Origin of the sequence: Paenibacillus sp. UNC451MF (genome assembly GCF_000686845.1) — a bacterium.
Lineage (GTDB): Bacteria > Bacillota > Bacilli > Paenibacillales > NBRC-103111 > Paenibacillus_S.
Map to the genome: position 1 here is coordinate 97759 of NZ_JMLS01000012.1, position 13558 is coordinate 111316.

At 45.8% G+C, this 13558-nt stretch carries 11 protein-coding genes; 7 read left to right on the forward strand and 4 right to left on the reverse strand.

The genetic code is table 11. The annotated features are described in order from the left end of the window. Positions 1–22 precede the first annotated feature (22 nt). Positions 23–1291 carry an alpha-L-fucosidase gene (locus BP97_RS0114425; RefSeq protein ID WP_028549735.1) on the forward strand — a complete coding sequence of 423 codons (1269 nt, stop codon included), beginning with the start codon at positions 23–25 and terminating at the stop codon, positions 1289–1291. 59 nt (positions 1292–1350) lie between these two features. Here the strand turns inward: BP97_RS0114425 and aroC are convergent, their stop codons facing one another. After that, entirely contained in the window at positions 1351–2406 is a 1056-nt protein-coding gene (aroC, locus tag BP97_RS0114430; protein WP_028549736.1) for a chorismate synthase, read from the reverse strand. Positions 2407–2849: 443 nt separating this feature from the next. Between aroC and nirB the strand changes: the two genes are divergently transcribed. The 4 genes from nirB to cobA all read left to right on the forward strand — a co-directional run bounded on the left by nirB (position 2850) and on the right by cobA (position 7352). Next, the gene (nirB, locus tag BP97_RS0114435) at positions 2850–5285 is read left to right on the forward strand and encodes a nitrite reductase large subunit NirB (RefSeq protein WP_028549737.1); all 2436 of its coding nucleotides are present in this window, start codon (positions 2850–2852) and stop codon (positions 5283–5285) included. 26 nt (positions 5286–5311) lie between these two features. Next, positions 5312–5647 carry a nitrite reductase small subunit NirD gene (gene nirD / locus BP97_RS0114440; protein ID WP_028549738.1) on the forward strand — a complete coding sequence of 112 codons (336 nt, stop codon included), beginning with the start codon at positions 5312–5314 and terminating at the stop codon, positions 5645–5647. Positions 5648–5679: 32 nt separating this feature from the next. Further along, positions 5680–6501, forward strand: a complete 822-nt coding sequence (locus BP97_RS0114445; protein WP_028549739.1) for a formate/nitrite transporter family protein — start codon at positions 5680–5682, stop codon at positions 6499–6501. A 95-nt stretch (positions 6502–6596) separates the two neighbouring features. Further along, positions 6597–7352, forward strand: a complete 756-nt coding sequence (gene cobA, locus BP97_RS0114450) for a uroporphyrinogen-III C-methyltransferase (RefSeq protein ID WP_028549740.1) — start codon at positions 6597–6599, stop codon at positions 7350–7352. Between the two features lie 261 nt (positions 7353–7613). Here the strand turns inward: cobA and BP97_RS0114455 are convergent, their stop codons facing one another. Together BP97_RS0114455 and BP97_RS0114460 are read right to left on the reverse strand one after the other, a co-directional pair. Next, entirely contained in the window at positions 7614–9347 is a 1734-nt protein-coding gene (locus tag BP97_RS0114455; protein ID WP_028549741.1) for an ATP-binding cassette domain-containing protein, read from the reverse strand. Then, positions 9338–10192: an ATP-binding cassette domain-containing protein gene (locus BP97_RS0114460; RefSeq protein ID WP_028549742.1), complete on the reverse strand. Its 855-nt coding sequence runs from the start codon at positions 10190–10192 to the stop codon at positions 9338–9340. The genes BP97_RS0114455 and BP97_RS0114460 overlap by 10 nt, the downstream gene beginning before the upstream one ends. 97 nt (positions 10193–10289) lie before the next feature. On the opposite strand from BP97_RS0114460, the gene BP97_RS0114465 reads away from it, so the two are divergent. Continuing rightward, positions 10290–10880, forward strand: coding sequence for a biotin transporter BioY (locus BP97_RS0114465; RefSeq protein ID WP_028549743.1), 591 nt, complete (start codon positions 10290–10292; stop codon positions 10878–10880). 50 nt (positions 10881–10930) lie between these two features. Here BP97_RS0114465 and BP97_RS0114470 read toward each other — a convergent pair whose 3' ends face one another. Then, positions 10931–11692 carry a DeoR/GlpR family DNA-binding transcription regulator gene (locus tag BP97_RS0114470; protein WP_028549744.1) on the reverse strand — a complete coding sequence of 254 codons (762 nt, stop codon included), beginning with the start codon at positions 11690–11692 and terminating at the stop codon, positions 10931–10933. A 333-nt stretch (positions 11693–12025) separates the two neighbouring features. On the opposite strand from BP97_RS0114470, the gene BP97_RS0114475 reads away from it, so the two are divergent. Next, positions 12026–13366 carry an ABC transporter substrate-binding protein gene (locus tag BP97_RS0114475; protein WP_028549745.1) on the forward strand — a complete coding sequence of 447 codons (1341 nt, stop codon included), beginning with the start codon at positions 12026–12028 and terminating at the stop codon, positions 13364–13366. Positions 13367–13558: the final 192 nt, after the last annotated feature.

The window sequence follows — 13558 nt, forward strand, 5'->3', positions numbered from 1 at the left end:
ATCCAGTATAGGAGGACAAGCGATGATACCTAAATTTCATGATGCGAGAGATGTATTTTTTGAACGGCGGTTCGGACTGTTTGTACATTGGGGGCTGTATGCCGTACCTGCTTGGCATGAACAAATATTGTGGCGTGGCAAGATGAAACGCAAGGAATATGAGCAATTGATTCATCAATTTAATCCAACTGAGTTCGATCCGGATGCTTGGCTTGATTTGGTTGAAGAAGCGGGTATGCAGTACGTTTGTTTTACGACGAAGCATCATGACGGGTTTTGCATGTGGGATACAGCCCAAACAGAATACAATATTATGAATACACCCTACGGGAAAGATATTTTGGGTATGCTGGCTGAAGCCTGCCATCGGAGAAATATACCGCTTAGTTTGTACTATTCTTGCCCGGATTGGCATCATCCGAACTATCCGAATCAAGGACGGCATCACGAAATGTTCGGTCCCCGCAGCGGTGACGAACCGGATATTGAGAAGTATTATGGTTTTGTCAAAAAGCAGCTGGAAGAGCTGCTCACCAAATACGGGACCATCTATCAACTATTCTGGGATGTCAATGTCGCGGAGTATTACGATCCGAGCATCAATGACTGGATTCGTACGCTTCAGCCGGGCATCCTCATTAACGACCGTGGTCCTGGAAAAGGCGACTATAATACTCCAGAGAGGCATGTGCCGGAAGGCGGATCGTTCAGCAAGCCGACAGAGGCTTGCCAGTCGTTAGGCCGCGAAAGCTGGGGCTTCCGCACGGATGAAGATTACTATTCGCATAAGTTCCTTATGCAAAGTGTGGACAAGATTTTGGCAATGGGCGGAAACTATTTATTAAATGTAGGGCCTAAGCCGGACGGAACGATCGCTGAAGAAAATGTGCAGGCGCTGCGTAAAATCGGCTCTTGGTATAACCTGGTGAAAGAGGCGTTTGAAGGGACAACTCCTGCTTCGGACATGGGAGGAAATGACGAAATTGTGATGGCCGGATCACAGCGTAAGGTCGAAAGGGATCATGTGCTGCTGACGCGGAAAGGAAACACGATCTACATACATTTATATCGCGATATCCAAAGTGCCTCTGTTGTGCTAAAGCCATTGGATGTTATGCCGCGCAAAGCCGTGTTGTTGAATAATGGTCAAGAGCTTCCGTTTAGTGTGGATCTGTTGCCGTGGTATTGGAAGGAAAAGCCTTACCTTCGGATTCGCAATTTGCCTGTAAATGAACTGTCGGATACGGTCATGGTCATTAAACTAGAGTTTGATGAAGAGGTCTGTGAATAGAGAGTTGATGAAGAAACCCGGCATTTCTACCAAGGAATGCTGGGTTTCGTATGACATTTTTAGCTGTGTAGTGCTGTCTGCCGTTTGCAATGGTCCTCAACAACCAGACAGGCCATTGCTTCGATGACGGGTACAATTCTGGGGCAGATACATGGATCGTGCCTTCCTTCGGTTACGATAGTTTGTTCTTCTCCGTTGATGCCGACTGTTCGTTGAGGGACGGAGATCGAGGAAGTCGGCTTAATAGCTACACGGAATACGATCTCATCTCCTGTACTGATGCCGCCAATGATGCCTCCGGCATGATTGCTTATGAACCCGGAGGCATCCATAGCATCGTTGTGTTCACTGCCGAGCATGGATGCAGCGGCGAAGCCTGCTCCGAACTCGATCCCCTTCACAGCGCCGATGGAGAGCATTCCTTTGGCAAGATCGGCATCGAGCTTGTCAAAGACAGGCTCTCCAATTCCAGGCAATACCCCGCGAATTCTGCATTCCACGATACCACCACAGCTGTCTCCGGCAGCAGCCAAAGCTTCGATCTTCTTAATCATCCGAATTGCAGCATCAGGATCGGCTGCCCGTACGGCATTGCGTTCAATTTCACTTTCGATCATTTGGGTACTTGTGATGCCTCCGATTTCCTTCGTGTAAGCGACTACACGGATACCTCGCCTCTCAAGAAGCTTCCGGGCTACCGCCCCTGCGGCGACTCTGCCGGCAGTTTCTCTGCCCGAGGCTCTTCCGCTTCCCCGGTGATCCCGGATCCCATACTTCTGCAAATAAGTAAAGTCGGCATGTCCGGGCCTAAAGGCCAGCTTGATATCGTCGTAAGCTGACGGTCTCATATCTTTGTTATATAAAATGATAAACAATGGGGTGCCAGTTGTTTTACCTTCAAACATCCCAGATAAAATATGAACTTGATCGTATTCGCGTCTAGGGGACGTGACTGACGATTGACCGGGCTTCCTTCGATCCATCTGGACTTGAATATAGGCTTCATCTATTTCCACTCCGGGCGTCACTCCGTCAATAATGACTCCAACTGCTTCTCCGTGGGATTCTCCGAAAGTCGTTATTTTAAACGCATCACCGAATGAATTTCCTGCCATTTGTATTTGCTCCTTTTTCGAACTGTATGAAGTAATGAATAAGGCAATTATAAAGCCCTTTTTGAAATAGATGAAATAACAATAACTAGATAATGATATAGATTAAATTAATACCACGAATAACATTAATGTTATGTTATATGACATTAAAATATCTTGTGGATTTTCGAAAAACGAGTTGGTAGTTAATGAAAACGAATTCAATAGATTAAAGACGAACGATTTAATGAAATTGAACAAGTAATGTACGTATTGTTAAAAAATATTTTTAAAAAAAGTGGAATTATTTTTAAAAATGTATTGTATTATCCGTTTTCCACGGTTAAATTATAAGTATTAACATGTAATAAAACATAACATTTAATTGATGGTGAGATGATTATTTGGAGATTTTTTAAAAAAACGAGTTAGATTACATGACATTTAATGAGGAGCGGATAGGTATGAGAAAGAAGCTAGTCTTAATCGGAAATGGCATGGCGGGAGTGAACGCTATTGAACAACTACTGAAGCTTGCGCCAAATGAATATGATATCACCGTATTCGGAAGTGAGCCGCATCCGAACTACAATCGAATATTGTTATCTTCCGTGCTAGCTGGGGATGCAGATATACAAGATATCGTAATCAATGACTGGAATTGGTACAAAGATAACGGAATCACTCTTCATGCGGGACAGACGGTGAATCATATCGACACTCAGCGTAAAATCGTGAAAACAGTCAGCGGGATTGCGGCAGCTTACGATGATTTGATCCTGGCAACCGGCTCGCTTCCTTTCATGCTTCCTCTACCTGGTGCAGATAAAGAAGGTGTTATTGCTTTTCGTGATATTCAGGATTGTCAGACTATGCTGGAAGCATCCAAAACCTATAAGAAGGCTGTTGTTATAGGAGGCGGTTTACTGGGGTTGGAAGCGGCTCGAGGCTTGCGTAACTTAAATATGGATGTATCCGTCGTTCATATTTTTAAATATTTGATGGAACGGCAATTGGATGAAACGGCTTCACGTATGCTGCAATCGGAATTGGAAGCACAAGGGATGCGGTTTTTACTTGAGAAAAATACGGACTCCATATTGGGCAAGAAACGAGTGACCGGGGTCCGGTTTAAAGACGGCAGCGAAGTTGAAGCGGATCTTGTCGTGATGGCCGTTGGCATACGCCCGAATGTCGCCTTGGCTAAGGAAAGTGGAGTAGAAGTAAATCGGGGCATTGTAGTCAATGATTACATGGAGACGAATGTGCCACATGTATATTCCGTGGGTGAGTGTGCGGAGCATCGCGGTGTTGCTTATGGATTAGTGGCTCCTCTATATGAGCAGGGTGGAGAATTGGCCAAGAGGCTGGCAGGAGTCGCGTCACCGGGTTATCAAGGTTCAGTAGTGTCCACTAAGCTCAAAGTATCGGGAGTTAATGTCTTCTCTGCAGGGCAGTTCTCGGATGAGCCGGGTACGCGTTCGGTGCGGGTTCAGGATGATTTTGAAGGTGTTTATAAGAAGGTTGTCATCAAGGAAGGTAAAGTGATAGGCTCCGTTCTTTTCGGCGATACGAGTGAGGGCTCCAAACTCTTCGCTATGATTCGAAACGGGGAGGATGTAACGGGAAAAGAGAAGCAGTTGCTCCTTGGAGACAGTGCCGGAGGCAGTGCGAAATCCGGAACCGATTATGTGGCTTCCTTGCCGGATAGTGAAATTATTTGCGGCTGCAACGGTGTGTCCAAAGGAACGATCATAGGCGCGATTCAAGAGAAGGGCTGCACTAGTGTTAATGAGATCAAGGCTTGCACCAAAGCTTCCGGTTCTTGTGGAGGCTGTAAACCGTTAGTTGCAGATCTTCTGACACTCACCCTGGGAGCGGATGGAGTCAAGACGGTCAAAGAAGGAATTTGCGGATGTACAGAGCACTCGCGTGATGAAGTGGTGGAAGCGATTCGCGGCATGCATTTAACAACGACGAAGGAAGTTATGAATGTGCTGGAATGGAAGACGGAGGAAGGGTGCTCCAAGTGCCGGCCGGCGTTGAACTATTATTTAGGAATGATTTGGCCGGAGGAGCATGAAGATGAGAAAGAATCGCGCTTCGTCAATGAGCGCAATCATGCCAACATTCAAAAGGATGGCACCTATTCCGTTGTACCGAGAATATATGGGGGAGTAACTTCTCCTCAGGAGCTAAAGCGAATTGCTGAAGTAGCTGAAAAGTACGAAGTGCCAATGGTCAAATTTACAGGCGGACAACGGATCGACCTGCTTGGTGTGAAAAAAGACGATTTGCCGAAAATGTGGGCGGATCTTGACATGCCATCCGGCTATGCGTACGGAAAAGCTTTAAGAACCGTGAAGACGTGCGTGGGATCGACCTTCTGTCGATTTGGAACTCAGGATTCTATAGGAATGGGGATACAGCTCGAGAAAAAATTCGAGCGTTTGAACACTCCAGCCAAGGTCAAGCTAGCGGTTTCCGGTTGTCCTCGAAATTGTGCCGAATCTTCCATTAAAGATTTCGGGGTCATTGCTATCGATGGCGGCTGGGAGCTGCACGTAGGAGGTAACGGGGGAGTGAAGGTAAGAGCAACGGATTTACTCTGCAAGGTGAAGACCGAAGAAGAAGTGCTGGAATGGGCAGGGGCCTTCTTGCAATATTATCGGGAGGAAGCCAAGTGGAACGAACGGACTAGCGAATGGGTACAGCGTGTAGGCGTAGCATCCATTGCTGCGGCGCTTGAGAAGAAGGAAGATAGGGAAGTTCTAGTGGAGCGTATCGAGAAGACGCTCAGCCTAACGACCGACCCATGGAAAGAAATTATTGAGAAAGACAAACTTCGAGCTACTTTCGAAGAGCTGCAAGCCAAAGATATGGCTCCAGTCGAAAAATAAGTGTGTTGATGAATAGGAGGAAGCTCATGAAAAGAATTATAGTAGCCCACGAATCGGAAATTATGGAAAGAAGAGCAAGGGTCATCCATATCGATGGGGTAGAGATCGCGATATTTAAACTATCGGATGGAGGTTTTAGAGCCATCGAGAACCTCTGTCCACATAAGCACGGAAAGCTGTCTGAAGGAATTGTGTGCGATCACCACGTATTTTGTCCCCTTCACGATTGGAAAATCGATCTGAATGACGGCATCGTGCAAGCGCCAGATGAAGGCTGTGTAAAAGCTTATCAAATTGAAGTTGATAAGGATACAAGGAACGTCATCTTGGTAGTCGACAGCCCTGATAGTATCGCTTCATAATCATCCCAAAGGTTTAAAGGAGTTGTCCAACTATGGATTATGTCAAACCGGAGCAGGTTGTTGAACAGATGGTTCAAGCGGGTGTGAGTAAGGCCCTTCTATCTAAAAAAGATTTGCTGATCCGAGGATTTTTAGGTGGGGCTATATTGGCCTTTGCCACGACGCTTGCTTTTACTGCTACGGCTCAAACGAAACTGGGGCTCGTCGGAGCCCTGGTATTCCCGGTAGGCTTCGTGATGATCGTACTGCTAGGTTTGGAGCTCGTCACTGGGAGCTTCGCTCTCATCCCATTAGCCGTTCTTAATAAGAAAGTTACGGTTAGGAACATGCTGAACAATTTTTTGTGGGTTATCATTGGGCATTTAGCAGGCTCGGTGGCCTATGCGGCTCTCTTTTATGCGGCGGTAACGAACTTTGGGCATGTGGGAGATAACGCCGTCATCCAAACGATTATAAAGACGGCTGAGACTAAAACGAACGCCTATTCAAGCATAGGATTCGATGGGATGGTAGCTGTTTTCGCCAAAGCTGTACTGTGCAACTGGATGGTCACGCTGGGCGCGGTCATGGCCATGACCTCTCAATCGACATTAGGCAAAATCGCTGCAATGTGGCTTCCGATTATCACTTTTTTCGCACAAGGCTTTGAGCATGCAGTGGTCAATATGTTCGTCATCCCAGCTGGTATGATGTATGGCGCCAATGTATCCTTTGGGGGCTGGTGGCTGTGGAATCAAATCCCTGTGCTGGTAGGCAATTTTGTTGGTGGGATCTTGTTTACAGGATTGCTGTTGTACTTTACCCATATGCGAAAGGATGCGAGTGTTAACTCAAAGCATTCTAAGGCAGCGTGATCGTTTGAAATGAGATCGCCCTCAAAGCGGGTGGTGATCCATCGGACTTTTTTCCACTATTATAGCCTGATTTGAGGTGCTGCTTTATCGAGACGATGAATGGTAAAGTGTTTTTTGTTGGAGCAGGCCCGGGTGATCCGGATTTAATTACAGTTAAAGGCTTAAGATGTATACAAACCTCCGATGTGATTCTATATGACCGGTTAGCCAACCCGGAATTGCTGAAATATGCTCAACCCCATGCAGAACTCATTTACTGCGGGAAGCATCCGAATCATCATATGATGGCGCAGGAGCAAATCAATGAACTTATTGCCCAAAAAGCACTTGAGGGGAAACTTGTTACCCGCCTAAAAGGTGGAGATCCCTGCATATTCGGGCGTGTTGCTGAAGAGGCGGAGATTCTGGTGGAGAATGGTATCGCCTACGAGATTGTTCCTGGAATTACTTCCGGCATAGCAGCACCAGCCTATGCAGGTATCTCCGTTACACAGCGGAAAGTAGCTACAACGTTCACCATGGTAACCGGGCATTTATGTCAGGAGGATACATTGTCTCCAGAGAAATGGCAAGCGCTGGCTACCGGCACGGATACGATCGCATTCTACATGGGGATGGGTAATATCGCTTATTTATGTGAGGAGCTTATCCATTATGGGAAAAATCCAGAGACACCTGTTGCCGTCATATCCTGGGGAACTAGCGCAGAGCAAAGAACGGTCACGGGATGCTTAACAACGATTGCTACAACGGTTCAACAGCACAAAGTGCCAAATCCCGCGATTATTTTGATTGGCGAAGTGGTTAGAATGAGAGATAAGCTTGCCTGGTTTGAGGAGAAAACAGGATAATTAATAGAAGGATCGGCTTGAGGCGTATGCTTCATGGACCGATTCTTTTTTTGTTTAGATACATGCAGAACAGTGAACGAAAATATGTTTTATATGAAACTTTTTTCGAGAAAAAAATGCAAGATTAATGTAATATTTTACAGTATAATGGTAGATTCCTACTTTTTGTATTCTTAATAAAAGATTGCTTAACCATACAACGGAAAACGATCTTTTATTAAGAAACACCTTACTTGCGAAGATCGTAGTAGGACAAAAAATTTATAAAAGCTTATCCAAAACAGCCAACACCCCAAACAACCCCAACCCAATCAATACAAGAACCCAATCTTTCCGAGCGAACTTGATCGGATCCTTGGTCGAGCCTTCGAGCCTCCGCAGCTTATAACCCCTTGCTTCTAAGGCCATAGACAGATCCTCCGTATGCTTCATCATGGCAAGCAGGAGTGGGATCATAAACACCGGGATGTCTCGCAGACGGAGGGTTCCTTGCTTTGTGGTGGTTTTGCCCCGAGCTTTAACGATTAATGCCATCCGTTCTATCTCCTTAGCTATGAGCGGAATGAACCTCAGCAGCAAGGAAGCGGAGAACGTAAACACAGACACTGGAATTCGAAAGCGTTCCAGGAATGATAACCCTTGCTCCAAACCACGCTGCATCATGGATTGGTTAGTGCTGGAGGCAAAAGCGACTCCAGTAATCAGCACGAGGAAGAATACAGCCAATTGCCGAATCGTACCGGATGCGGCAACAAATGAGAAAGAAACATTCTGCCATTGCCACCACGCTTCGGCAGTGGAAATTTGCAAACCTGATATGAGACCAGAGATAACAATAAAGAGTGCAAAAGCTTTTCCCGCTTTATAAAGGCTGCGAAAGGTAACTCGAGAGACCTTCACAATACCAAGCGCAAGGAGGAGTGAAGCTAGTATGCCGATCCATTGGTTTTGAATCAGCATTCCTGTAGATACTGCGACGTAGAACGCCCATTTTGCTATCGGGTGCAGTTGATGTAGCCCACTGACTGGTCTGGGTTGCTTTTCCATCGGTACAGACAGGCGATCCTCATCCATTTCCAAGTCTGTATCGAGTTGTACCGGAAGCTCGCTTAACTTGTTAGTGGGAGGGATTGCTGTTGCTTCTGCGGACCCCTTCCGCAAGCTCTTCAATATGGCATCAGCCGTTTCCTCTGCAGTTAATGGTCTTTCCGCACGGATATCCATTCCCACTGCTTCCAATTCGCTAGCAATCTGTAATGAGGCTGGCAGCCCTACATGAGCCCGAAGCAGAAAGGAAGGGTTGACATATAGCTGTTTTGGCTCCATTACCGCATCGAGGGCACCGCGGCGCATGATGATCACTTGATCAGCTACTGGAAGGAAAGTATCCAGATCGTGGCTGACAACAATGACCCCTCCATCACTACAATCCCGATGGTTACGTATTGCTTCCAACAGCGGTTCAATACCTTGCGGATCGATTCCTGCAGTTGGTTCATCGAGCAGCAGCCACTTCGGCTTGGCAGCTAACGTGGTCGCAAGAGCTGCTTTCCTTTTCCAGCCGTCGGACAGGGTAAATACAGATTCCCCCAGAATCGATTCGGGCAGTTCTAATTGCTGTAACACTTCTTGTATTCTACTCCGTGCTTCCTCTCTTGTAAGGCGCAAATGCCTCAGTGAATAGGCAAATTCCTTCAAAACGCTGTCGGCAAACAACTGACGCTCGGGGTATTGGAACACAAGTCCCGTCTGGAGAAGTGCGGCACGATTTATTTTATTACCAGTCCACAATGGTTCGTTATTATAATGTACGCTACCTGAGTCTAAAGAAAGTAGTCCTGTTAATGTATTTAACAGTGTCGTTTTTCCAGACCCTGTTTGACCTACGATGAGTGTTACGGTTCCTTTGATAAATTGATGGTTTACATTAGTTAAAAGTGTTTTTTTATCACCCTTCGGCGATAATACTGTGACATCCACCAGTTTTATTGACATAGTACCCCCACGACATGACTCAGTTCTTCAGGAGAAAGCGGCTTAGTCTTCAGCACGCAGCCTTGTCTGATAAGACGCTGAGCCACTGCGACGACGTAAGGCGGAGTAAACCCAAGACTCTCACAAGGGGTCATACCAGCATCGGATAAACTGTTGACCATGTAATCGGCCGCCGTCCCATAAAAAAATTCCCGACTCGAACCGTCGAACGCGACACGTCCGGACTCTAGTGCAATAACACGGTCAGAACCTGTCAATTCATCCAGCAGTTGAGTAATCCATATTACGGTGCTGCCTTCAACGTGCAGCTGGTGAGCCAGCTCAAGGATTGTTTTCCGGGACAGTGGATCAAGCATGGAGGTGGCTTCGTCGAAAATATAAAGCGAAGGACTTACGGCCAGACATCCGGCGATAGCAAGTAACTGCTTTTGTCCCCCGGATAAAGATGAAGCTGGTGTATGAGCAAGAGAAGCAAGCCCGACCCTGCCCAATGCTTTCATAGCTATTTGTTCCAACGCAGGCTCACTCACCCCATAATTGACTAAACCAAAGCAAACATCCTCGTACACCGTTTCTCCGATGATAGAAGTATCCGGATTCTGAAAAACCAGCTGAGCAGCTGGATTCCCCGGAATTGATGAAGTCATGCTGCCTTCAGTAATCGGATGAAGACCGGCAATGACTTTGGCCAACGTGCTTTTACCGCTGCCGTTTGTTCCCACAATGGTTACCCATTCCTTGGAATGAATATGTAAATGGATATCGTGAAGAAGCATTTTGGACGTTTCTTGCAAAGGAATGGTGCAGGATAAGTGATGAAGGGATAAGATTACCGATGAATTCATTTCATTTAACTCTTTTCTAACCGAATGGTTTGTGCTAGAATTCAATTGTCAACTTAAAACGTCATACATAGGTTAACAAATAAAAGGAGCGTTTGCAATGAAAAATCTTATAACCACAAGAGGCATTGCCTTCAGCGCATTGTTTGGTGCGTTGCTGGTCGTATCGAGTTACTTGAACATTCACCTTGGCTTTACCCCGATTCCTATTTCTTTGGAGAATTTGGTCGTGATGCTTACGGGAGCTATCCTTGGCCCGTTATATGGATTTATTAGTGTGGCGCTTGTCGTCGTACTGACGGCCATCGGGATTCCTTTGCTGCATGGAAGCGGAGGCTTTGCTTTACTGCTCGGACCAACAGGAGGATTCATTTGGGCCTATCCATTTGCTGCATTGTTGATCGGATGGCTAGTTAAACGTATCAAGGGGCGTGGTCCGCTGACCTTTGTGTTCACGTTTTTGATTTTGGAGCTGTTTGGCTCGCTGTTTCTTTATCTGCTTGGGGTGCCGTGGCTTGCGCATAAAGCAGGCGTATCCTTGCAAAAAGCGATGGTGATGGGATGTTATCCTTATTTGCCTGGAGATGCGGTTAAGGCTGTATTAGCTGCGATTATACTTGTACCCATACGTCAAGTTTTCCCTGTAACGAGAATCATTGGTGCAAAGCAGAGAACGGCAGCGGCAAAATAAAGAAACGGCGCTTCGCAATATTGCGGGGTGCCGTTTTTTTTGGCTTAATGTTAAACCGTAATCAAATGTACACCTGAGTCCCTAAACAGCTTCATTTGAGATTCAGAAGCTTCAGAGCCAGTAATAAAGGTATGGATGCTGCTTATAGGTGCTACTGTATGTAGTGAAACTTTTCCGATCTTCGTATCGTCGGCCACGACAATGATTTCTTGTGCCGCTCTGATCATGCCCTGCTTCGTTGGGACGAGTTGGGATTCAGGATGGGTCAAGCCGTGTATCGGATGAATAGCCGGAGTGCCGATAAAAGCTTTTTGCACATGTAGGCTCTGCAGCAGCGTATCGGTATACATTCCGTTAAGCATGAAGCTGGAATGATATAGCGTTCCACCTGTCACGATGACGTTAATCCCCGGTGAATCGCGGAGCTCGGCAGCTACGTTGATATCGTTCGTAACGACGGTGATGTCTTTTCGGCTGACCAAGTGGCGCGCGATATGAATGGTTGTTGTTCCGGAGTCGATAATAACGTGATCTCCATCTTCTATTAAGGATGCAGCCTCTTTACCTATACGGGCTTTTTGATCCAATTGATCGCTGACGCGTTCAGAGAATGAAGGCTCAATATTCGCACCCTTGTCAACGATTACTCCTCCATGGGTTCTCTTAAGAAGGCCTTCCTGCTCAATTTCCGCCAGATCCCTGCGTATGGTTGCCTCATGCACCTGGAACTCTTTAGCCAAATCGGCCACCGTTGCCACATGCTGATGCTTAACAAGTTCAATGATGCGCAACTTACGTTCAGCTGCTAACAAGGATTACACCTCCAATACAGTATCCATTTTCGAAAATGTTCATTTATATCATTATACATTTTATTAGATTATTTGCATGATTTTAGATTATGGAGAAAAACGGCTAGTGTCAAGAAAATCTTAACATTATTTGGATTGACACAAAAATAGACATCTATGTAAAATGAATACAAACAAACATAAACGAACAAAAAATGTTTGGAAATGCGCAGAGGGGGTTGTTTCAGATTAATCAAGCTATTGGTGAGTGCATCAGGGTCTAGGCATACAGTGACGGAAAGAACGAATGACAGTGGACAATAACAACAACACTATTTTCGTGGAGGCGCTGATATGGGGAAAAGAAGAGCCGTTTCATTAATTGCTTTAACAGCTTTAGCGGGTGGAGCTCTGCTTGCTGGATGCAGCACCACAAGCAATGTCAAGCCAAGCACCGAGACAGCTAAGCCCGCCGTAGAAGAGTTGTACAACAATGATCCGGTTACATTAAGATTTTATTCACACAATGCAGGAATTCTTAACGATGCGGACCTAGAGGAGCTTGTTGGAAAGCCGGTGCGTGCCAAATATCCGAATATTACGGTTGAACTGATAAAAGGTACGAATTTGGATAAAATGCTGGCTGCAGGTGAAGTACCGGACATAATTGCTACTAGCAATTATTATTTGCATGATGTGCTTCAGATGGGACTTGGCAGCGATTTGAACGAATTCGTGAAGAGCCAACGAATCGATATGAGCCGGTTTGAGCCAGAGGCTGTCAACGTGATGAAGACCTTTGGTAAAAAGGGCGAGCTCTTCGGCATTCCCTATGCAATGAACTATGGCGTCCTCGCGTACAACAAAGATATATTTGATAAATACGGTGTTCCTTATCCGAAGGATGGGATGACTTGGAACCAAATCATAGAATTAGCGCGCAAGGTAACCCGATCCGATCAAGGAAATCAATATATTGGGTTGGATATGGGCGATCCCCAAACATTAACACGCGCCTATTCGCTCCCAGTCGTGGATGAGAAGCAAGAAAAGTCTGTGCTTGCTTCAGATGGCTATAAAAAAATATTTGGCTTGTACCAGCAGTTATACGAAATTCCGGGTATTGTCGATTCCAAGAAAAAGTATACATACGGCATTGACGCTTTTCTGAAGGAGCAAAAGGTAGCGATGTTTCCTTACTGGATATCCGCCTTGACCGCACGTTTACCTCAATTGAAAGAGCCTGGAAAAGATTTTAATTGGGACGTAGTGGCCTTCCCTTCCATAGATGACAAACCAGGACTAGGAAGGGAAATCGATTTCCATCTTGCTATGGTGCCTCCTAACACCCCTCATCCCAAGGCAGCATACGCCGTTATTCAAAGCATGATCAGCGATTCGGCACAAATTGCTATGAACAAATCGGGAAGCCGCTTGTCCATCCTTAAGGATCCGGCTATTCGCAACCAATTCGCAGCGGATGCCAAGCTATATGATGGGAAAAATCTTCTGGGTATTTTTGCCGTAAAGCCGGCTCCTTTGCCTGAAGCAACTGCTTATGATGTGAAGTCCTATGGGTTTTTAAAGGAAGGTATCAAATCCATGATCAATGACGGCAAGGATATCAACACCGCGTTAAGAGAATCTAACGATAAGGCGGATAAGTACATACAAGAAATGAAAGCGGCCAAATAACACCATGAGATAAATGAATGGGGACTTTTCCTTCAAACGGGAGAAGTCCTTTCCTATGTTGACGGCAATAGACGAGAAGAGTGAAACGACAATGAAAAATTAAAGGAAAATGTAGGAATAAAGTGATTGACAAACCGACGGTCGGTATTTATTATTAAGACATAAACAAACTGACGGTCGGTGATGAGTTGG

Coding starts and splice junctions, on each gene's coding strand:
- BP97_RS0114445 (WP_028549739.1), top strand. CDS start 5,680: ATGGATTATGTCAAACCGGAGCAGGTTGTTGAACAGATGGTTCAAGCG.
- BP97_RS0114465 (WP_028549743.1), top strand. CDS start 10,290: ATGAAAAATCTTATAACCACAAGAGGCATTGCCTTCAGCGCATTGTTT.
- aroC (WP_028549736.1), bottom strand. CDS start 2,406: ATGGCAGGAAATTCATTCGGTGATGCGTTTAAAATAACGACTTTCGGA.
- cobA (WP_028549740.1), top strand. CDS start 6,597: ATGAATGGTAAAGTGTTTTTTGTTGGAGCAGGCCCGGGTGATCCGGAT.
- BP97_RS0114425 (WP_028549735.1), top strand. CDS start 23: ATGATACCTAAATTTCATGATGCGAGAGATGTATTTTTTGAACGGCGG.
- BP97_RS0114475 (WP_028549745.1), top strand. CDS start 12,026: ATGGGGAAAAGAAGAGCCGTTTCATTAATTGCTTTAACAGCTTTAGCG.
- nirB (WP_028549737.1), top strand. CDS start 2,850: ATGAGAAAGAAGCTAGTCTTAATCGGAAATGGCATGGCGGGAGTGAAC.
- BP97_RS0114455 (WP_028549741.1), bottom strand. CDS start 9,347: ATGTCAATAAAACTGGTGGATGTCACAGTATTATCGCCGAAGGGTGAT.
- nirD (WP_028549738.1), top strand. CDS start 5,312: ATGAAAAGAATTATAGTAGCCCACGAATCGGAAATTATGGAAAGAAGA.
- BP97_RS0114460 (WP_028549742.1), bottom strand. CDS start 10,192: ATGAATTCATCGGTAATCTTATCCCTTCATCACTTATCCTGCACCATT.